Source organism: Cobetia marina, from assembly GCF_001720485.1.
Taxonomy (GTDB): domain Bacteria; phylum Pseudomonadota; class Gammaproteobacteria; order Pseudomonadales; family Halomonadaceae; genus Cobetia; species Cobetia marina.
The window spans coordinates 1,687,260-1,708,281 of the sequence record NZ_CP017114.1 but is presented as its reverse complement, the minus strand read 5'-3'; the positions used below and the strand labels follow the sequence as shown (position 1 = coordinate 1,708,281).

Here is a 21,022-nt window from a genome sequence, read left to right as displayed (position 1 = left end):
CCCATCGTGCCAACAGGCAACGGCGGGCCTTGAGGCATGTCTTTCACGTCAGACGTTCCACGAGACACATAATGTCGTGTTATGGCAAATACTGGTCGCCAATAACCAAAAATTAACCAGAGGGCAAGATAGGCTTATGAGGTCCTTGCCACCCACAGGAGTCAGCCATCGTTATCTGCCCTCTCTTGACGACTTCTTGCTGCCGTCAGCTTGCCAGTTCGACAACAACAACTTCAGGAATCGCGCTCTCATGACGACCGACACTTCCTCCTCCCGCCAGCCCGAGGCCACCACGGATTCCGTCTGCGGCCTGGGGGACACAGACTCCGCCAAGGGCAAGTACCTGACCTCGATCGCCACCGTGGCGGTCATCATGCTGCTGATCGGCGCCGCCGCCCTCTTCCCGACGGGATTCCTCGTGGCCCTCGACACCGTCAAGACCTCGGTGATCGGCAATCTCGGCTTCATCTTCACCTGGCCGGCCTTCGCCATCTCGCTGGTGATGGTCGCGGTGTGCTTCACGCCGCTGGGCAAGCTGCGCTTCGGTGAAGGCGAACCGGAATTCCACACCCTGAGCTGGATGGGCATGCTGTTTGCCACCGGCATGGGCATCGGCCTGCTCACCTGGGGCGTGCTGGAACCCAAGTACCATACCGATGCCGGACAGAGCACCGACATGGCACTGCTCAATGCCTTCAATCATTGGGGCCTGCTTGCCTGGGCGGGCTATCTGGCCATCGGCGCGCTGTTCGCGCATGCCATGTACAACATGAAGATGACCAAGCCCGCCGAAGAACTGCTGGGCAATGGCCTGTGGAGCAAGCTCAACCTGGTCAGCCTCGTCGTTTCCACCGTCATCGGCCTGTCGCTGTCCTTCACCTACGCGACCACCCCGATCCAGCAGGGACTGGTCAAGCTGGTCGGCATCGAGTTCAGCCCGACCCTGATCATCAGCGTGCTGGCCGTATGCGCCATCATCTCCTCCGCCTCTGGCCTCAAGCGCGGCATCAAGTGGCTGAGCAACTACAACACCCTGTTCGCCATCATTCTGATGATCGGCGTGCTGGTACTGACCGTCCCCGGCGACATCCTTTCCACCTTCGTGCGTCTGGTGCCGGAATACCTGCTCAAGTACCCGGCGATGGCCACCGACATCGGCCTGGGTGATCCGGAGCGCAAGGCGTGGCTGGCCGACTGGCTGTATGCCTTCGAGGCTGCCTGGTACGGCTGGTTCATCTTCACCGGCGTCTTCGTGGCGCGCATCTCCAAGGGCCGTACCCTGCGTGGCATGGTGCTGGGGGTGATGCTGGTGCCGACTCTGTTCTCGTGCCTGTGGTTCGTGGTGTTCGGTCTCGGCAGTCTCAGCCTGGGCGTCGAGGACGTGTTCAAGCTGATCGATACCATCGATACCACCGGCATCCTCTCGGTGATACTGACGCTCAACATCCTGCTGTTCTTCATCACCAGTGCCGACTCGGCAGGACTGGTCTGCGAGATGCTGACCGTCAAGCGCTCACGCGCCTTCTGGATCATCGCCATGGCCGCCCTGGCCATCGTGGTCAGCTGGCTGGGCGGCGACGTCTACAAGACCCTGCTGAGCCTGATCTCGGTCGCCGCGATACCGGTCGCCTTCGGCATCTTCGCCCTGGTGATCGCCTTCGTGATCCGCGTACGCCGTGATCGCGCCTCCCAGACCATCCCGGCATCGGTGCCACTTACCCAGCGCTGAACCGTCATGGCGTGAGGTACGCCGCAGCGCGTGCCGACGCAATCCGGGACAACGATCTGGCGCGACGCAATCTGTCCAGCACAACGGCCCTGCCCTCGAATGAGGTGCAGGGCCGTTGTGTATTACGAAGTAGCGAAGAATGATTGTGCCCTACCCGCCTCCGCTTCCTTCTGCACTCTCCTCTTACGTTACAAGCTCTGGAAGGGCTTGCAGCAAGGCAGCTATCCCAGCTGCGTACGAAGTGAAATCGGCGCCAGGCGGCTGAGCTATGTCACTCAGCAAGCGAGTCCGGTGCTGGCGCTCTCAAGGAAAAATTTACGCCTCCTGGGAACCGCTACTACTGCGCTCACTGTATTAGCTCAGAAGTTTCAGCCAAACATACTCAAATTATAATATATGCTAGTATTGCTCCAATTTGTCATGCGCAGACAGGCCTGCTGCCTAATCCAGCGACATCGTCAGCCAACTATCAACCATCGCTAACCATTCCCAATAGTGTTCAGAATCATATGGTTATCCCCACTTCAAGCTAGCTCGCAGAAGCCGGCGGTCGACAAGACGCATATCCAGCCATTAAGAAGATGGCTGCCAACCGTGGTAAGCGAGCGCGGTTAACTACTTATGGTAGAGCAGATGACAATGACTCAATTCGAGAAATTCTCACAAGACGTCGATCCTTTTGTTCTCGAGTCGCTCGAGAATATGCGCAGAAAGCTGCTAGACATTACCAGCAGAAATCGACTACTTAACTTTCCAATTGATCAAAAAGGTAGCTCACTTCGTATCGTGAATGAGCTGCCAGATCAATTGTATCAGAACTTGATTGATGAAAAGGGTATGCAGTTTGCTGCCGTACCCGACCCACAATATAAACAGCTGCTCAAACATGGATACCTCACGACTGAGGAAGATGGCAGCGAGAAGCGATTGAAGCCGGACCCGACTGCACGCGAGTGGGCAAAGGTATTGGGCATTGATAACAGTTACGACCTGCCCCACCCAGACAAGCATCACACCAAGCCCGAACATTGTGATAGTGACATCCAGGTCCTGTTGTTTCCTCAGGAAATGGAATCCAGACTACGTGGAATCCGAAACAAGTCCCAAACTGCAATTGAAGAAACCGGTACGGGTGTTCTGTATCTTGCGCTGGGTTTCCTGGAATGGTTTGAATCACCGAATTCAGACAAGAGTCGACTCGCTCCGTTGTTTACCATTCCAGTGATGCTGGAAAAAGGCAAGCTGAATGCCAACGCTGGAGTGTACCGGTACCAGATCAAATATACCGGCGAAGACATCATTCCCAACTTGTCATTACAGGTAAAGCTAGCCAATGACTTTGGTATTGATTTGCCAGATCTTGAAGAAAATATGTCACCCGAGAAATATCTTTCATGGGTAGAAGACATTATCTCGAAAACTCATCCTAGGTGGTCAGTCAAGCGCTATGCCTCCTTGGCTTTACTCAACTTTGGCAAGATGCTGATGTACCTGGATCTTGATCCGGCACGCTGGCCTCTGGACGGTCGCAATATCACTCAACATCCAGTGGTAACCCGGTTCTTTACCAGCGTAGAGACAAGTGCCAACGAGGGTGGAGGTGGCACTGGACTGGAGCATGAAATAGATGAGCTTGGTGACATTCATCAGCGTTTCCCGCTTATTGATGATGCTGACAGCTCACAACATAGTGCTTTGATCGATGCTGTGGACGGTCATAACCTAGTGATTGAAGGCCCACCGGGCACCGGTAAATCGCAGACCATTACCAATCTGATTGCTGCCGCCATGCTAAGCGGCAAGAAAGTATTATTCGTTGCCGAAAAACTGGCGGCACTGGAAGTCGTCAAGCGTCGACTCGACAAAGCCGGCTTGGGCGATTTTTGTCTGGAGCTTCACAGCCACAAGTCGCAGAAGCGGAAAGTCCTTGAAGAGATAAATTCCCGCATCGTGGGTCAGTCAAAGCTACAGAGTCCCCAAAAAATTGATGCCGAAGTAGCTCGCTATGAAGAACTGAAAAATCAACTCAATGATTATGCCAAAGAAATAAACGGGATCTGGGGTGCCACAAACAAGAGCATCCATGATATTTTCAGCGGGGCTTCACGCTACCGCCGCCAGCTGACTATTGATCCTACACGCTTACATGTGACTGGCCTTTCTGGGAAAAGCCTCGATGAGGTGAAGCTACTCAGACTACGCGATCAGATAAAAACATTCACGGGGATTTATGCTGAAGTTCGCCAACAAGTCAGTGAAAATGCAGCTATATATGATCACCCTTGGAGTGGCGTGACCAATACCGACATTCAGATCTTTGATAGCGAGAGAATAGTCCTGTTACTGAGTAGCTGGCAGAAAACGCTGGGTCAGCTTATCGACACCACTGAACACTTGGTATCACGCTGGCAGCTTGACTCGAATACACTACAAACGCTGCCAGAACTTGACTGTCTTAATCAAGATTTTTCAATATTGCCGGAACTGAAAGGCCAAGAGTGCTTCCCGGCCTTGAGAAGACTGAATCAAGAAACCATAGATGATGTTGAGCGCAATATAAATGACTTCATCACTCTCCAAACCCTGTATAAAGAGTTAGATCCAGAACTGGTTCGGGATAAACTGACTTTGCTTATGAACGGGGAGATACCACCGGCATTCACTGACCCTGTAACTGCTTTCGGAGCATCAACGCAGTTATTGCTATCGGATATAGTGAAGTCCGTAATCCACCTAACCAAAGTCTCAAACGAGCTAGATGAATATCTCGTCAAGCAACAAGAGTTGAAGACTGCGCTGCCGGAGCCACTTGCTGCTCTCCTGACCAACAGCAAGGAAGGACTGTCTGCTTTCATCGAACTGATAGAGCTTACCGATGAACTTCCAGGCGAGCTTGTCAAACTTCGGTCAAGTCGTTTCGACGATGATGAAATGGATGCGATTCTTGCAAATTTGAAGCAGCAACTGCAGGATCTCCTCCCACTACGAGCTACATTGCGCAACACTTATCGTCTAGACGCACTGCTCCCGCAGGAAGATTTGCAAAACATGCAACATCATCTTGCCAATGCAGGCATGTTCAAATGGTTCAATAGTGACTGGCGTACTGCTCGAAAAAACCTAAAAAGCATGGCGAAGAGTCCTGACACAAAAATAGCGGAATTGGTCGAAAAGCTGGATACCTTGATCAAATATTCTGAGCAGGTCGGGCATCTGGAAAGAAGCAATTTCAGCAAGCTTCTAGGAGAGCTCTATGCCAGCCTGGATACAGATATTGAATCACTGCTGATACTCAGAAGTTGGTATCGCCAAGTTCGAGAGGTTTATGGCATTGGCTTTGGCCCAAGAGTCATAGCAGGGACTGCTTTGCTCGACCTTGACGCTCAATTGATCAAGGGCATCCAGCAACTTCATAAACAAGATGTCGTCACTTCCATTCGTGACACCATGACCGGCCTCGAGCAGACATTGGGACTCTACTCAAAACTGCAACAATCATTCAGTGACAGGGAACAGCTGACAGGTGCCTCGGGGCAAATTCAACAGGTCATCATGTCTCTTTCGACAGTGCTGGAAACGACTCTGGCCTGGGTGTTGAAACAGGATATTTCTTTACTAGAGCTGCAGCAGAGAGTGTCGCAGCTAAAGCAATTATCCTCGCTGCAACAGCACCTCAGCCATGACCCGCTGGTCTCCTCTCTATTTGGAGACTTAGCCCCATTGTACTGGGGGGCGAGCAAGGACAATCAGGCTGCTCTCACCACGATTCAAAGCACATTGTCCTTTGCCAGAAAACTGCAACATCTCTCGGCAAGCTCGCTGGTTCATGCCATTAAAGAGATGACATCAACTGAAGAATTCCAGCAATTACAGCGCGATGCGCTTGACTATCAACAACAATGGCAACAGCAGGAGTCGGCCTATCATAATTTTGCAGAGGCCACTCAACTTGATAACAAGCTCTGGCTTGAATCATCCGACTCTACCCTCATTGGCATTACGAAACGTAACGATAGAGCCATCTCAAATCCTCGCTGGCTGAATGGCTGGGTCAACTTTGTTCGCTCAGAGCATGAGATGTTCGCTAATGGCCTGGAGAAAATCTGGAAGGAAGTCATGGCAGGCAATCTCCTCATCGATCAGGTCGATGAAGGTCTGTCGCTGGCAATCCATGATCAGTTGGCCAGAGAGATCATTGCGGCCAAACCGCACCTGGCAAGAATCTCCGGTCTCAGCAAAAATCAGGATCAGAAAACATTCCGTCATTACGACAAGAAGCTTCAAAAGCTCCAGCGAAAGCGTATTGCCAGCATCATCGCCCATAGAAAGATTCCCGAAGGAGTATCTGGTGGACGAAAGTCGGAGTATACCGAGCTTGCATTGATCAAGCATGAGCTGGGTAAGAAGGCGCGGCATATTCCTATCCGGCAATTGATCAACCGTGCTGGTAGAGCTCTGCAGGAGCTCAAACCTTGCTTCATGATGGGACCCATGTCTGCAGCGCACTATTTGCAACCGGGTGAAATACAATTTGATCTGGTAGTGATGGATGAAGCCTCTCAGGTAAAACCTGAAGACGCCCTGGGTGTCATTACTCGAGGCAGTCAGTTGGTGGTCGTGGGAGATCCCAAACAGTTACCGCCTACCAGTTTCTTCGACCGCTCCGATGTATCAGGTGAAGAGGAGGATGTGGCGGCAATGGTGCAGACTGACAGTATTCTGGATGCTGCTCTCCCCTTGTTCCCCATGCGGCGCTTACGCTGGCATTACCGCTCGCAGCATGAGCACCTGATTGCTTACTCCAACCGCCACTTTTACGACAGTGACCTGGTGGTATTCCCATCACCACATGCACAGTCGGAAGAGTTCGGCGTCAAGTTTACGCTTGTCAAGCAGGGGCGATTTGTCAACCAGCACAATATCGAAGAAGCCCGAGTCGTGGCAGAAGCCGTTGCCCGGCATGCGGTGCACAATGCACATGAATCACTGGGCATCGTCGCCATGAATTCCAAGCAGCGCGAGCAGGTTGAGCGAGCGGTGGATGAACTCTGCAAGACAAGCTCAGAGATCAGCAACGCCATTGATGCTCTGCGCAATCAGGAGGATGGGCTATTCATCAAGAACCTGGAAAACGTTCAGGGGGATGAGCGGGATGTCATCTTCATCTCCTTCACCTATGGCCCGGGTGAAGTCGGGGGGCGAGTCTATCAACGCTTTGGCCCGATCAACTCCGATGTTGGCTGGCGTCGACTGAATGTCTTGTTCACTCGCTCGAAAAAGCGCATGCATGTGTTCAGCTCCATGAAGTCTGAAGACATTCTAGTGAGTGAAACCACCAAAAGCGGTGTACGTGCCTTGAGTGGTTTTCTGCATTTCGCTGAAAAGGGGAATATGGAAGGCATCAGCTATTCCACCGGCAAGGCACCTGACAGTGATTTCGAGGTTGCAGTCATGGAGTCACTGCAAGCAGCCGGCTTCCAGTGTGAGCCTCAAGTGGGCGTAGCGGGATTCTTTGTGGATATCGCGGTCAGAGACCCAGGCAACCCGGGGCGCTATCTCATGGGCATCGAATGCGACGGCGCGACTTACCACTCAGCGAAGTCAGCCAGAGACCGAGACCGTCTGCGCCAGGAGGTGCTGGAACGCCTGGGATGGCGCATTCGACGCATCTGGTCCACCGACTGGTTCAGTAACCCAGATGGCGAGCTGGGACCGATCATTCGTGAGCTTGACCAACTGAAAACCGCAATTGAACAGCGGCCATTTACTACTGAAGCGGTTGCTGTCGAAGTGAATGAGCAGCTCGAATCAGTTGCTCAGAGTCCAGGGTCGCAAGCGGTTGATTCAGGAGATCAGCCCTTGAGCCTGCGTCTCAAGGGCTTCGCCGAACAGGTGATTGAAGAGGCTTTCCCAGACACACCAGCCGAGCGCCGGCTGCTGAGACCAGCAATGATAGAGGCGCTGGCCGAGCACCAGCCCTGCTCACGTTCAGAGTTTGTCGAGATGATCCCCAAGTATCTGCGTGATGCTACCGAGCCCAAGGAAGCACATCGTTTTCTCGATAATATTCTGGAGATACTGGAAGGCAAGGAAGCAAGAACGAAGGTACTGCAATAAACCCACACGACAGGCCTGTCACTGACAGGCCTGCAATGGTATTGCTGATGCTTCACCCTTCTCTGACAATCCGGATAATTTATCTTCACATGCGTGTCAGCCAAATCAAATTATCCAATAAATCAACGTTATAACGCCAAGCCTCGCAGGGAGCCCATGGAACACGACTCCAACTTCTATTTTCTCAGTGAACATGATCCGCTGTTCTTTCAACTGGCACGGGCCGCCGAGCAGACCTTTGCCGGGGACCCCAACACCACACTCATCAAGCTGCGTCAGCTGGGTGAGGCATTGGCTCAGCATATAGCTGCTCGAATCGGCCTGGAGCTGGAAGAACGCACCACCCAGGCCGACTTGCTGCACCGGCTCTCTCGCGAGCTGGGGCTGGATCAATCCGTGCGGCAGATGTTTCATGTGCTGCGTATTGAAGGTAACCGCGCCACCCACGAGTTTCAGACCGGCCACAAAGAGGCGATGGATGCACTCAAGCTGGCCCGTGAACTGGCCGTCTGGTTCCATCGCGCATTTGGCACCGAAGGCGAAGAATTCAAGCCCGGTGCCTTTGTACCGCCCAAGGACCCCAGCGCCGAGCTACGCCAGCTAACAGTGCAGATTGCTCAGTTGAACAGCCAGCTTGAAGGCACCAGCGAACAGCTGGAGCATCAGCAGCAGGAAACGGAAAAGCAGCAACAGCTGGCTGAGCTGAAGGCCCAGGAAAGCGCCGAATACGCTGAGCTTGCCAACCTGATGGACCAGGAAGCCAGATCGATGGCGAAGCTGGCTCAGCATCACGAGCAGGAACTGGCACGCCAGCAGGCGGCCTTTGAGGCTAGGCTCAAGGTCGAGCTGCAACAACAGGCGGAGCAGCACAAGGCTGTGGCAGAAGTTTCCCGCCGTACCCAGCAAGCCAGCAAGCAGCTCAACCTGAGCGAAGAAGAAACCCGCATTCTGATCGATATGCAATTGATCGAGGCCGGCTGGGAGGCCGACACCGAGCTTTTGACCTGGGGCAACGGCACTCGCCCGGAAAAGGGCAAGAACCTGGCCATTGCCGAATGGCCTACCCAGGGCAAACAGGCTGCCGACTATGTGCTGTTTGCGGGCTTGACCCCGATTGCGGTGGTGGAAGCCAAACGCAAGAACACCGATGTGGCCGGGAAGATCCACCAGGCTGAGCGTTATTCCCGTGGCCTATCCATGCATCAAAGCTGGGAGTCTCCCTGGGCGATCGCGAAGCTGCTCAAGCCTTGGGATGACGGCAAGGGAGGCACTTTCCAGGTGCCTTTCGTGTATTCCTGCAATGGCCGCCCTTTCGTCAAGCAGTTGGCAGAAAAGTCCGGCACCTGGTTTCGTGATGTACGCGCCGTGGCCAATCTGGCCCGCCCTCTGCAGCAATTCCACAGTCCAGAAGGGTTGCTCGACAATCTTACCCGCAGCAAGGGCGATGCCGAGGCCCGACTGGAGCAGGAGCCCTATGGCTACCTCAAGCTGCGCGACTATCAGCAAAAAGCCATTGAATCAGTAGAGCAGGCTCTGTCACACGGCCAGCGCCAGTGTCTGCTGGCCATGGCGACCGGTACCGGCAAGACCCGCACCATCATTGGCTTGATGTATCGCTTCCTGAAGGCAGAGCGCTTCAAGCGGATTCTATTCCTGGTGGATCGCACAGCCCTGGGCGAGCAGGCGCAAAACGCCTTTGACGACATGCCGCTAGAGCAGAACTTCCCCCTGAACAAGATCTATAACGTTGCCGAACTGGGCGACATGGCCGCCGCAAGCGAAACCCGCATTCAGGTTGCCACGGTGCAAGCCATGGTGAAGCGGGTATTTCAGTCCGACACTCCCCCGGCCATCGATGACTTTGACTGCATCATCATCGACGAAGCCCACCGCGGCTATACCCTGGACCAGGAAATGAGCGAAGGCGAGCTAGCCACTCGAGATGCCAGCCAGTATCTGTCCAGCTATCGACGGGTGCTCGATTACTTCGACTCGGTACGCATCGGCCTGACTGCCACCCCGGCCAAGCACACCTCTGACATCTTCGGTCGCCCGGTATACACCTATTCCTATCGGGAAGCGGTGGCCGATGACTGGCTGATCGACCATGAGCCCCCCATTCGCTATGAAACCTTGCTCAGCCAGCAAGGCATTCATATCGGCAAGGGCGAGCAAGTGGAGGTCATCAACACCCACACCGGTGAGGTGGAGCTGGCCGAACTGGAAGATGAGCAGCACTTTGAAGTGGAGGCCTTCAACCGCCGGGTCATCACGGAAGATTTCAATCGCGTGATCTGCCAGCAGCTGGCCAAGGAGCTGGACCCCCTGGGCGACGAGAAGACGATGATCTTCTGTGCCACCGACCTGCATGCCGACATGGTCAAGCGTCTGCTTGATGAGGCCTTCAAGGATCAGTACGACGATGCCTACCACGAGGCCGCCGTTCGCAAGATCACCGGCCAGAGCGACAAGGTCAGCACTCTGATCCGCCAATACAAGAATGAGCGTTTTCCCAACATCGCCATCACCGTGGACCTGCTCACGACCGGCATCGATGTGCCGCCCATCTGCCATCTGGTGTTCCTGCGCCGGGTGAAAAGCCGCATTCTGTTCGAGCAGATGATGGGGCGGGCCACCCGCCGCTGCGATGATATCGGCAAGACGGTATTCAAGATCTACGATCCGGTAGACATCTACGCCACCCTGCAAGACGTGAATTCCATGACGCCCCTGGTCAAGAATCCCAATGTCAGCCTGGAGCAGCTGGTGATGGAACTGACGGATGATGAGGTCATGGAACACGCCATGAGCGCCCCCGGCACCCTGGCCGACCAGTCTCATGCCGATGACCTGCTCAACACCCTCTGTCAGAAGGTGATGCGCATTACTCGCAAGGCGACCAGCAAGGCCGAAACCCAGCCCGAACTCAAGCAAAAGCTCATGGAACTGGGTGACGAGTGGGGCACCCAACCTGATAAACTTCACCAGCATCTCCATGAGCTGGGCCCGACCGGTGCTGCAGGTTTCATGCGTCGTCACGTCGGCCTGCTCAATAGCCTGGCCGAAGTCAAGATGCTGCTGGGCTCAGAGCGCAGTCCGATTGTCTACTCAGGCGCTGATGAGTTCAGATCCCGCACTCAGAGTTATGGCTTGCATGAAAAGCCCGCCGATTATCTGGATAGCTTTGACGACTTCATTCGCCAGCAGCTCAACCAGTCGGCCGCCCTGGGCGTGGTGGTAAACCGGCCAAAGGATCTGACCCGCGAGCAACTCAAGGAAGTGCGACTGCTGCTCGACGAGAATGGCTTCAGCGAGGCCAACCTCAATAGTGCCTGGAGCAACAACAGCAACCAGGACATTGCCGCCAGTATCATCGGCCATATTCGCCGAGCGGCCATGCGCGAAGCGCTGGTGCCTTTTGCCGAACGCGTGAACCAGGCCATGGCGCATATCTATAGCACCCACGACTGGACCCCGAAGCAGCGCAAATGGCTTGACCGACTGGCCAAGCAGCTCACTCACGAGGTGGTGATTGATGAGCAGTTCATCAATCAGGCCTTTGCCCGTGATGGGGGAGCCAAGGTGCTCGACAAGCAGCTCGACAATCAGCTGACGACCGTGCTCGATGAGCTGTCCGAGCAGCTGTGGAAAGTGGCCTGAGCGCCATAACGAATCATTCAAGACAGAGAACTCAATGACCAACAACGAAATTGTCCAGAAGCTGTGGAATCTGTGTGATGTGCTGCGTGATGACGGCATCAACTACAGCGACTATGTCACCGAGCTGGTGCTGCTGCTGTTCATCAAGATGGAACACGAAAATACCGAGGCCGGCCTGCTCAGCAAGCATGCCCTGCCGGAATACTGCCGCTGGCCGGACCTCACCAGTCAGAGCGGCCTGCCCCTGCTCAACGATTACAAGCAGATATTGCTGGATCTCTCCAAGAGCCGTGACAGCCTGATTGCCGCCATTTACGCCGATGCCCAGACTCGGCTGCGCGAGCCTCGCCATCTGGAGCAGATGATCACCACCCTGGATGCCATCGACTGGTTCAGCGCCCGCGCCGATGGTCTGGGGGATCTCTATGAAGGCCTGCTGGAAAAGAACGCGGGTGAAACCAAGTCCGGTGCCGGCCAGTACTTTACCCCTCGCGCCCTGATCGACAGCATGGTGCGTTGCCTCAAGCCCCAGCCCGGTGAAGTGATTCAGGATCCCGCTGCGGGGACCGGCGGTTTCCTGATTGCCGCCGACCGCTACATCAAGGACCAGACCGACGACCTCTATGATCTGGATGCCAAGGCCCAGGCATTTCAGCGCAATAAGGCCTTCATCGGCGTCGAGCTGGTGCCCGGCACCCGCCGACTGGCGCTGATGAACTGCCTGCTGCACGGCATGGAAGGCGATGACGAAGGCGTGGTGCACCTCGGTAACAGCCTGGGACAGGTGGGCATGCAGCTGCCCAAGGCCGATATCATGCTGGCCAACCCGCCGTTCGGCACCGCCAAGGGTGGCGAGGCCAGCATCAGTCGAGATGACCTCACCTACCCCACCAGCAACAAGCAGCTGGCCTTCCTGCAGCATATCTACCGTGGGCTCAAGCCCGGTGGCCGCGCCGCCGTGGTACTGCCCGACAACGTGCTGTTCGAGGCCGGTGCCGGTACCGATATCCGTCGTGACCTGATGGACAAGTGCAACCTGCACACCATCCTGCGCCTGCCCACCGGTATCTTCTACGCCCAGGGGGTAAAGACCAACGTACTGTTCTTTACCAAAGGCAGCGCCACTGACCCGCGCCAGCAGGAAAACTGCACGCAGAATGTCTGGGTGTATGACCTGCGCACCAATATGCCGAGCTTCGGCAAGCGCAGCCCCTTTACTGCCAAACACCTGCAGCCGTTTGAAGGCGTGTATGGCGAGCAGCCTGATGGCACCAGCCCCCGCACCGAAGGCGACTGGAGCTTTGGCGCTGAGCAGATTGAAGTCACCGAGACAGAAGAAAACCAGGACGTCGCGCAAGACCTCGCCACCAGCCGCTGGCGCTGCTTCAGCCGTGACTGGATTCGCGATACCAAGGGCGATTCGCTGGATATCAGCTGGCTGAAAGACAACGACAGCGTCGATGCCGCCAACCTGCCCGCGCCGGATGTGCTGGCCGCCGAAGCAATGAGCGAACTGACCGAAGCCCTGCGCGAGCTGGATCAGCTGATACAGACACTGGGTGCGGGGGATGAGGTGGATAGCCAAAAGCAATTGCTGGGTGAAGTTTTGGGGCTGTATGAGGAGGGTAAGTAATGAGTGTCCATATAAATTCCGACGGATGGGGTGTGACTACCCTTGATGATATCGTAAGCGATATTTCTTATGGATACACAGCAAAGTCGGACAACGAGCAAGTTGGCCCTAAACTGCTCAGGATAACGGACATTCAAGATAACAAAGTAGATTGGAACAGAGTACCTTATTGCAAAATACCACAAGAAAAGAAAATAAAGTATTTGCTACGAAGAGGTGATCTTGTTTTTGCGAGAACAGGTGCAACTGTCGGAAAGAGCTTCCTCATTAAAGAGGAAATACCTGATTGCATCTATGCATCTTATCTAATTAGGGTTCGATGCTTACTACGTGAAAACATCGATTATCTTTCTTACTTTTTTAACACTCCAGACTATTGGAGTCAGATAACCGATTTCAGCGCAGGAATAGGCCAACCTAATGTAAATGGCACTAAGCTAAAAAAATTAATTGTGCCAATTCCCCCCCTCGCCGAACAGCGAGAAATCGCTGACCGCCTAGATACCCTGCTGGCGCAGGTGGACACGCTCAAGGGCCGCCTCGACGCCCTGCCGGGCATTCTGAAGCGCTTCCGTCAGTCAGTGCTGGCTGCTGCTATGAGTGGTAGCCTGATTGGGAAATCAAGTTTATCTTCAAGCCCATTAATTGAATTTGTTAACATTCATAATGGTGCACGAAGACCAATATCGTCAACCAAAAGAAAAGACATTCAAGGCAATATACCATACTATGGTGCGACTGGAATTGTTGATCACTTAAATGGACATACACACGCAGGACGCTACCTTCTTGTAGGAGAAGATGGCGCAAACTTACTGAGCAAATCTAAAGATCTTGCCTTTATTATCACTGGCAAATCGTGGATTAACAATCACGCTCATGTATTGCAAGAAAAAGAAGGGGTGAGCTTAGATTTTATTCGCTTATCTATTAATTCTCTTGACCTCTCTCCTTGGGTGACAGGATCGGCACAACCAAAATTAACCAAGAAGTCTTTGGTTAAATTACCAATACCCAAGCTAGATCTCAAAGAACAAACCGAAATCGTGCGCAAGGTTGAGCAGCTGTTTGCCTTTGCCGATCAGGTCGAGCAGCGGGTGAAGGAGGCGCAAGGCCGGGTGAACAATCTGACCCAGTCGATTCTGGCCAAGGCATTTCGCGGCGAGCTGACCGCCGAGTGGCGTGAGCAGCATCCGGAGTTGATCAGCGGTGAGAATTCGGCCTCCACCCTGCTGGCGCGTATTCAAGCCGAGCGTGCGGCACAGGCACCGGTCAAGCGCACTCGCAAGAAGAAGGCCAGCGCATAAGGCCTGTGCGCACCACTGGCGCTTGACGTGAGGACAGCATCACTTCCAACGCTCGCCATGCGTGATAGCAAGCCAAGACATCGGTGTTCATGTCTCTAGACCCCACGGCCCTGCCCTCGCAAGAGATGCAGGGCCGTGTCACGTCTGATGCCCGCCTTTTTTCGCCACCTGCCAGGAATGGAATGGCGGGTCTTGCGCCCTCGACGCCGACAGAGCCCTGCTGTGCTGACAACGAGCTACTAGGCTGAAGTGTGTGTCACCACGTTTCCCCCAGGCGTACAGCGTCCATCGGAAGCGAACAGGATCACGACAGACAGGAGCGACGCATGCCAGCCAGTTTCCACGACCACCTCAGCCGTCAGATCAATGCGCTGCATGAAGAGGGCCTCTACAAGCAGGAGCGCGAGATCACCTCGCCCCAGCGTGCCAGCATCCAGGTTTCCGCCAGTGATGAAGACGAGGGACAAGGCGCCCAGGTCATCAACTTCTGCGCCAACAACTATCTGGGCCTGGCCGATAGCCCCGAGCTGATCGCGGCCGCGCAACAGGCGCTGGAGCGTGATGGCTTCGGCATGGCCTCGGTACGCTTCATCTGCGGCACCCACCACCAGCATCGCGTGCTGGAAAAACGCCTCGCGGCCTTTCTCGGCATGGACGATGCCATCCTCTATTCCTCGTGCTTCGATGCCAATGGTGGCCTGTTCGAGACACTCTTCGGCCCTGAAGACGCCATCATTTCCGATGCGCTCAACCACGCCTCCATCATCGATGGCGTGCGCCTGTGCAAGGCAAGCCGCTATCGCTATGCCAACAATGACATGAGTGAACTCGAGGCCCGCCTCAAGGAGGCGGACGCGGCTGGCGCACGCTTCAAGCTGATCGCCACCGATGGTGTCTTCTCAATGGATGGCGTGATCGCCAATCTCAAGGGCATCTGCGAGCTCGCCCGCCGCTACGACGCGCTGGTGATGGTGGATGACTCCCACGCCACCGGCTTCGTCGGCGACAACGGGCGTGGCAGCCACGAATATCATGACGTGATGGATCAGATCGACATCATCACCACCACCTTCGGCAAGGCGCTGGGCGGTGCCTCGGGAGGCGTGACGGCCGCACGCGGGCCCATCGTCGAGTGGCTGCGCCAGCGCTCTCGCCCCTATCTGTTCTCCAACTCGCTGGCACCGCCCATCGTGGCGGCGACCCTCAAGGCGCTGGACAGAATCGAGGACAGCGCCGAGCCGCGCCGTAAGCTGTGGGAGAACGTCGAACGCTTTCGCACCGGCATGCAGGCCGCCGGCTTCACCCTCGCGGGCGCCGGCCACGCCATCATTCCGGTGATGATCGGCGATGCACGCCTGGCAGGTGACTTCGCCAATCGGCTGCTGGAGGCCGGCATCTACGTGATCGGGTTTTCCTATCCGGTGGTGCCCAGGGGACAAGCGCGCATTCGCACCCAGCTCTCGGCGGCGCATACCCCGGAGCAGATCGACACGGCCGTCTCGGCCTTCACGCGCATCGGCCGCGAGATGGGCGTGATCGGGTCTGCGACGGGAGGTGATGCATGAAGGCGCTGGCCAAGCTCAAGCCCGAACCCGGCATCTGGATGACCGAGACGGCCGTGCCGGAAATCGGCCACAACGATGTGCTGATCAAGATCCGCAAGACCGCGATCTGCGGCACGGACATGCACATCTATCAGTGGGATGAGTGGTCACAGGCGACCGTGCCGGTGCCGATGGTCACCGGTCATGAGTATGCGGGGGAAATCGTCGCGCTGGGCAGCGAGGTGCGGGGTTACGAGATCGGTGATCGGGTCTCCGGCGAAGGGCACATTACCTGCGGCCATTGCCGCAACTGTCGCGCGGGGCGTCGCCATCTGTGCCGCAATACCGAGGGTGTGGGCGTCAACCGTCCGGGTGCCTTCGCCGAATACCTCGCCCTGCCCGCCTACAACCTCTTCAAGCTGCCGGATGAGATCAGCGATGACCTGGCGGCCATCTTCGACCCCTTCGGCAATGCCGTGCATACGGCGCTGGCCTTCGATGTGGTCGGCGAGGACGTGTTGATCACCGGTGCCGGGCCCATCGGCATCATGGCGGCGGCGGTCATCCGCCATATCGGGGCTCGCCACGTGGTGATCACCGACGTGAATGACTATCGACTGGCACTGGCCGAGCGGATGGGCGCGACCCGCACCGTCAATGTCAGCCGCGAATCCCTGAAGGAGGTGATGGCGGAGCTCGGCATGCATGAGGGCTTCGATGTAGTGCTGGAGATGTCCGGCGTGCCGTCAGCCGTCGGTCAGATGCTCGATGTCATCAACCACGGCGGCAAGATCGCCATGCTGGGCATTCCCCCCGGCGAGATGGCCATCGACTGGACCAAGGTCATCTTCAAGGGGCTGACCATCAAGGGCATCTATGGCCGTGAGATGTTCGAGACCTGGTACAAGATGGCCAGCCTGATCCAGTCAGGGCTGGATCTCTCGCCCATCATCACGCATCGATTGCGCGTCGATGACTTCCAGCAGGGCTTCGAGATCATGGGCTCCGGTCAGTCGGGCAAGGTGGTGCTCGACTGGGACTGAGGGCGTTTGCTCGATGGCTCCCCAACGCCTGTCAGCTCCCGATCGTCTGCCCCCGATCGTCAGAGCGCGTGCCGGTCAGTCGTCGCCTCGCGGGGCAACAGCCCGAAGGCCTCGCCCATGCCGGGAGCCGAGAGACGCTGGAGAATCCATTTGAGCGCCTTGCCCTGACGGCCACTGCGCCAGGCAAGGGAGAGATCGATCGGCGCACGATCCGTCTCCAGTGGCAGCACCGTGAGACTGCCGTCTTCCAGTGATTGACGAATCCGGTGCAACGGCAGATAGCCGACACCAAGCCCCCTGCGCTGGACGTCTATCTTCTGCGCTGTGGTCTTGACGATGATCTCACTGCGACCATCCAGCAACCCCGAAGAGCGCCCGGGCAAGCTGCGCGAACTGTCGGCCACGATGACGGTGGGATAGTCACGCAGGGCGTCGGCGGACAGCGGCTGTGGCAGATGCGTCAGCGGATGGTCGGCTGCCACGGCGAAGACCGGCTCGATCGCCCCGAGCACTCGGCTCGACAACCCCGATACCGGTGCCTCGCCGGGCGCTCCGATCACCAGATCACAGCGGTTGTCATGCAACGCTTCCCAGGCGCCCCCCATCACCTCCTCCCCCAGTACCACCCGGGTACGCGGCTGGATGGCCTGAAATTCCTCCAACAGCGGATAGAGCGCGTCCGGATCAAGAATGGTATCGACGCAGATACGCAGCTCGACCTCCCAGCCCGCCCCCGCCTGACGCGCCAGCGCCGTCATCTCATCGGTGGCCAGCAGAATGCGTCGCCCATGCTCCAGCACCAGGCGTCCGGCATCGGTCAGTTCGGCCTTGCGGCGCGAACGGTCGAACAGCGGCACGCCCAGCTCTTCCTCCAGCTTCTGCACCGAGTAGGAAATCGCCGAGGGCACGCGGTGCAGTGTCTCGGCGGCTGCGGCGAAACTGCCACGTCGGTCAATGGCATCCAGTACGCGCAGCGCGTCCAGCGTGATGGGTGAGACCATGGTTCAAAAATTCTGATCAATCAGACCAGAATCCTCCGTTATTTTTCTGTGACACCGCATTTTATAGTAGCGCCATCGATCAGACACACTGATTTGAAAATCCACCCCTTACCTGATCCCTGGAGCCACTCATGTTCAAGTCCGCCCTCTCTCGCCTGATGTCCACTGACACGAGCCTCGCAAGCCTGGTGCTGCGCGTGCCCACCGGCATCATCTTCATGGCCCACGGGTCACAGAAACTGTTCGGCGCCTTCGGCGGCTATGGCCTGGAAGGCACGGGGCAGTGGATGGCCTCCATGGGCATCGAGCCCGGCTACCTGATGGCACTGTTGTCCGGCAGCGGTGAATTCTTCGGCGGACTGGCCATTCTCATCGGCCTGCTGACGCGCCCGGCAGCTGCCGTGCTGGTCTTCACGATGCTGATCGCCATCCTGACCGTGCATATCGGCAATGGCTTGTTCATGAGCAACAACGGCTTCGAGTACGCGCTGGCCCTGTTGACCATCGCGGCCAGCCTCATGATCACCGGCGGCGGCAAGCTGTCCCTTGATCGGGTACTGCAACCGGGCAGCAACGCCGTGCGCGAAGACTGAAGCCTGCTTCACTCACCGGCAGACACCACGACACTCTGAGGAGGTTGCCATGTTCACGTTACGTCCAGCGGCAGAACGCGGTCATGCTCGATTTGGCTGGCTGGAGAGCCGCCACAGCTTTTCCTTCGCCAGCTACTATGACCCGAATCACATGGGCGTCTCCGTACTGCGCGTGCTCAATGATGACACCGTGGCACCCGGCGCAGGCTTCGAGACGCATCCGCACCGTGACATGGAAATCATCAGCTATGTGCTGCAAGGCAGCATCGAGCATCGTGACACCATGGGCTCACATCGCACCCTGGGAGTGGGCGAAGTCCAGCTGATGAGTGCCGGCAGCGGCATCGAGCACAGCGAGTACAATCCCTCGACTCGCCAGCCACTGCATTTCCTGCAGATCTGGATCACCCCGGATGCCAGGGGCCTGACGCCGCGCTATCAGCAGCAACCCTTCACGGCACGCGAGGGACTCGACCTGTTGATCGCCCCGCCACAAGAGGCCGTGGACGGCATCCTGTCCATCAATCAGGATGCCCGGATGTATCGCATCGGCCTGCAAGGGGATGACGAGCAGCCCACAGCACTGGAACTGCCACTGGACGCAAAGCGCCGCTACTACCTGCACGTCATCGACGGGACGGCAACACTGAAGGGTAAGGATCAGCAGAGCCTGCCCCTGTCCGCGGGGGATGCCGTCACGCTGGATCATGAACCCGAGGCCACTCTCGCTGAGGCGCGAGGTCTGCATGCGCTGCTGTTCGACCTGCCCGCTTGAGCTGGCCTCCGATGGCCTCTGGCCATGAGTGGCCTCTAGACCCACGACGCCTCCCCGCCCACATCACTGTCGGCGGGGAGGCGTCGTTATGGCACGTCCGCATGGGAGGACACCTGGCAGGGAACGTGGCTGGGCGACATCTGTCATAGGGAGGCATGATACGATCAAGCGCGAGGCTGGTCGTCATCGACATCCTCGTGAGCTGACGGAGGAAACCCCATGAGCAAGGACACGACCATCACGTCCACTCCACCCGAGACACCCAGATTGCCGGCACCGGATGCACAGCCCCTCACGGCCCACGCCTCCGAGTACAGCGAGGAAGGTTTCTGGCACAAGGTCTCGTCGGTCGCCCGCAAGGCCGGCCAGACAGCACTCAATCCCGCCCTGCGCATGTACTTCGCGGCGCAGGATTCCGATACCCCTGTCTGGGCCAGAACCACCATCTATGGCGCGCTGGGCTACTTCATTTCCCCCATCGATGCCCTGCCGGACTTCACCCCCCTGCTAGGTTACACCGACGACATCACCTTGATGGCGGGCGCGGTGGCCATCGTGGCGGCCCATATCAAGCCGGAACATCGCGCACGCGCGGACAAGGTGCTCAAGCGCTGGTTCGATTGACGGCAGACGACGCGCCTGGCAGCGCCTCCCCCTCGTGGCGGCACACGGCCCACTGGCCACGACCTCCCCGCTATGAACAGGGTGTCAACAGTGTTGAATGCCGTGTAGAGCGCTCGTTTAGCGGGTGACACCGTGCGTGTTACCGTGAAGTCATATCTTCATGCCCACGAGCCCCCCGAAAGCGCAGGATGCCTCCATGACAATGTTGAAATTCGCCACGGCAGGTCTCGCGCTGCTGCTGATGACCGGTTGCGCCTCGCGTGCCGAGATCGATATGCCCAACATTCAGCCGGTGCAGTCTCTGGCCTATGAACACAAGACGTTCTACCCCGACATCTATTACAGCCAGCCTCAGGCCAATCTGTTCTCGGGTGCCGCGACCCAGGCCATGCGCCCACTGGGCAGCGTGAAACTGCCGCGCGCCTCTTCACCGCCCATGAAGAATTTCGACCTGCTGCTGCGCGAACAGTTACCCAGCACCTCGGTAATCACGCATGATGCCCGCGAGAAGGACTATCGCCTCAAGGTCGAGATTCAGGCCCACGAGAACCGTGGCCCCGTCTATCTCGACTATCTGATGGCAAAGAACCTGCCGATGAATCTGCTCACCTTCGGCATCGCCAATGAAGACTTCGATGTGATTGCCGATTTCGAGGTGGTGTACTGCCTCTATGACAAGGATGAGCAACTCCTCTATCGCAAGAATTACACGGTCAAGGACTCCGTACCTCATCAGACCGGCAACTTTGATCTCGGGGATCGCATGCTGATGCCTGCCCGCGACATGATGAAGAAATACCTTCAGCTGACGATGAATGACTTCTTCATCCAGGCCAGCCAACCCTCACTGAGGCACGTCGCAGTCGTTTCTCCACCCGCCATCTGACGCCTGTCGTCCGCCCCTTGTACAAGAACGCCTCGACCACATGGTGGTCGAGGCGTTCTTGCATGGCCATGCCATTCGTTGGTTCGTTCAGGTCATTTCATCCTGGCAAC

12 protein-coding genes are annotated in these 21,022 nt (G+C 56.8%); 11 read left to right on the top strand and 1 reads right to left on the bottom strand.

Annotated elements, in window-relative coordinates:
- Positions 1 to 250 precede the first annotated feature (250 nt).
- The 7 genes from BFX80_RS07245 (at position 251) to tdh (ending at position 17,033) form a co-directional block, all read left to right on the top strand.
- Positions 251 to 1,729, top strand: a complete 1,479-nt coding sequence (locus tag BFX80_RS07245; RefSeq protein ID WP_084208402.1) for a BCCT family transporter — start codon at positions 251 to 253, stop codon at positions 1,727 to 1,729.
- Between the two features lie 633 nt (positions 1,730 to 2,362).
- Positions 2,363 to 7,846 (top strand): DUF4011 domain-containing anti-phage protein Hhe, encoded by a 5,484-nt coding sequence (gene hhe / locus BFX80_RS07240; RefSeq protein WP_205632747.1) that lies wholly within the window; start codon positions 2,363 to 2,365, stop codon positions 7,844 to 7,846.
- A 156-nt stretch (positions 7,847 to 8,002) separates the two neighbouring features.
- Positions 8,003 to 11,506, top strand: a complete 3,504-nt coding sequence (gene hsdR / locus BFX80_RS07235; RefSeq protein ID WP_084208401.1) for a type I restriction-modification system endonuclease — start codon at positions 8,003 to 8,005, stop codon at positions 11,504 to 11,506.
- A 34-nt stretch (positions 11,507 to 11,540) separates the two neighbouring features.
- A complete protein-coding gene (locus BFX80_RS07230; protein WP_084208400.1) occupies positions 11,541 to 13,139 on the top strand; it encodes an N-6 DNA methylase in 1,599 nt (532 codons plus the stop codon).
- Entirely contained in the window at positions 13,139 to 14,446 is a 1,308-nt protein-coding gene (locus BFX80_RS07225) for a restriction endonuclease subunit S (RefSeq protein ID WP_084208399.1), read from the top strand. Before BFX80_RS07230 ends, BFX80_RS07225 begins: the two co-directional genes overlap by 1 nt.
- 326 nt (positions 14,447 to 14,772) lie before the next feature.
- On the top strand, positions 14,773 to 16,011 hold the full coding sequence (locus BFX80_RS07220) for a glycine C-acetyltransferase (RefSeq protein WP_084208398.1): 1,239 nt from the start codon (positions 14,773 to 14,775) through the stop codon (positions 16,009 to 16,011).
- Positions 16,008 to 17,033 (top strand): L-threonine 3-dehydrogenase, encoded by a 1,026-nt coding sequence (gene tdh, locus BFX80_RS07215; protein ID WP_084208397.1) that lies wholly within the window; start codon positions 16,008 to 16,010, stop codon positions 17,031 to 17,033. The genes BFX80_RS07220 and tdh overlap by 4 nt, the downstream gene beginning before the upstream one ends.
- 59 nt (positions 17,034 to 17,092) lie before the next feature.
- Here the strand turns inward: tdh and BFX80_RS07210 are convergent, their stop codons facing one another.
- Positions 17,093 to 18,034 (bottom strand): LysR family transcriptional regulator, encoded by a 942-nt coding sequence (locus BFX80_RS07210; protein ID WP_084208396.1) that lies wholly within the window; start codon positions 18,032 to 18,034, stop codon positions 17,093 to 17,095.
- A 131-nt stretch (positions 18,035 to 18,165) separates the two neighbouring features.
- Here BFX80_RS07210 and BFX80_RS07205 point away from each other — a divergent pair, with 131 nt between their 5' ends.
- From BFX80_RS07205 to BFX80_RS07190, 4 genes are all read left to right on the top strand, one after another.
- On the top strand, positions 18,166 to 18,627 hold the full coding sequence (locus tag BFX80_RS07205) for a DoxX family protein (protein WP_084208395.1): 462 nt from the start codon (positions 18,166 to 18,168) through the stop codon (positions 18,625 to 18,627).
- A gap of 49 nt (positions 18,628 to 18,676) precedes the next feature.
- Entirely contained in the window at positions 18,677 to 19,402 is a 726-nt protein-coding gene (locus tag BFX80_RS07200) for a pirin family protein (protein ID WP_084208394.1), read from the top strand.
- A 219-nt stretch (positions 19,403 to 19,621) separates the two neighbouring features.
- Entirely contained in the window at positions 19,622 to 20,026 is a 405-nt protein-coding gene (locus BFX80_RS07195; protein WP_077377519.1) for a YkvA family protein, read from the top strand.
- Between the two features lie 196 nt (positions 20,027 to 20,222).
- Positions 20,223 to 20,912 (top strand): hypothetical protein, encoded by a 690-nt coding sequence (locus BFX80_RS07190; protein ID WP_157109451.1) that lies wholly within the window; start codon positions 20,223 to 20,225, stop codon positions 20,910 to 20,912.
- Positions 20,913 to 21,022: the final 110 nt, after the last annotated feature.

Bases quoted from the DNA above. Each gene is read 5' to 3' on its own strand.
- BFX80_RS07245 (WP_084208402.1), top strand. From the start codon at position 251: ATGACGACCGACACTTCCTCCTCCCGCCAGCCCGAGGCCACCACGGAT.
- hhe (WP_205632747.1), top strand. From the start codon at position 2,363: ATGACAATGACTCAATTCGAGAAATTCTCACAAGACGTCGATCCTTTT.
- hsdR (WP_084208401.1), top strand. From the start codon at position 8,003: ATGGAACACGACTCCAACTTCTATTTTCTCAGTGAACATGATCCGCTG.
- BFX80_RS07230 (WP_084208400.1), top strand. From the start codon at position 11,541: ATGACCAACAACGAAATTGTCCAGAAGCTGTGGAATCTGTGTGATGTG.
- BFX80_RS07225 (WP_084208399.1), top strand. From the start codon at position 13,139: ATGAGTGTCCATATAAATTCCGACGGATGGGGTGTGACTACCCTTGAT.
- BFX80_RS07220 (WP_084208398.1), top strand. From the start codon at position 14,773: ATGCCAGCCAGTTTCCACGACCACCTCAGCCGTCAGATCAATGCGCTG.
- tdh (WP_084208397.1), top strand. From the start codon at position 16,008: ATGAAGGCGCTGGCCAAGCTCAAGCCCGAACCCGGCATCTGGATGACC.
- BFX80_RS07210 (WP_084208396.1), bottom strand. From the start codon at position 18,034: ATGGTCTCACCCATCACGCTGGACGCGCTGCGCGTACTGGATGCCATT.
- BFX80_RS07205 (WP_084208395.1), top strand. From the start codon at position 18,166: ATGTTCAAGTCCGCCCTCTCTCGCCTGATGTCCACTGACACGAGCCTC.
- BFX80_RS07200 (WP_084208394.1), top strand. From the start codon at position 18,677: ATGTTCACGTTACGTCCAGCGGCAGAACGCGGTCATGCTCGATTTGGC.
- BFX80_RS07195 (WP_077377519.1), top strand. From the start codon at position 19,622: ATGAGCAAGGACACGACCATCACGTCCACTCCACCCGAGACACCCAGA.
- BFX80_RS07190 (WP_157109451.1), top strand. From the start codon at position 20,223: ATGACAATGTTGAAATTCGCCACGGCAGGTCTCGCGCTGCTGCTGATG.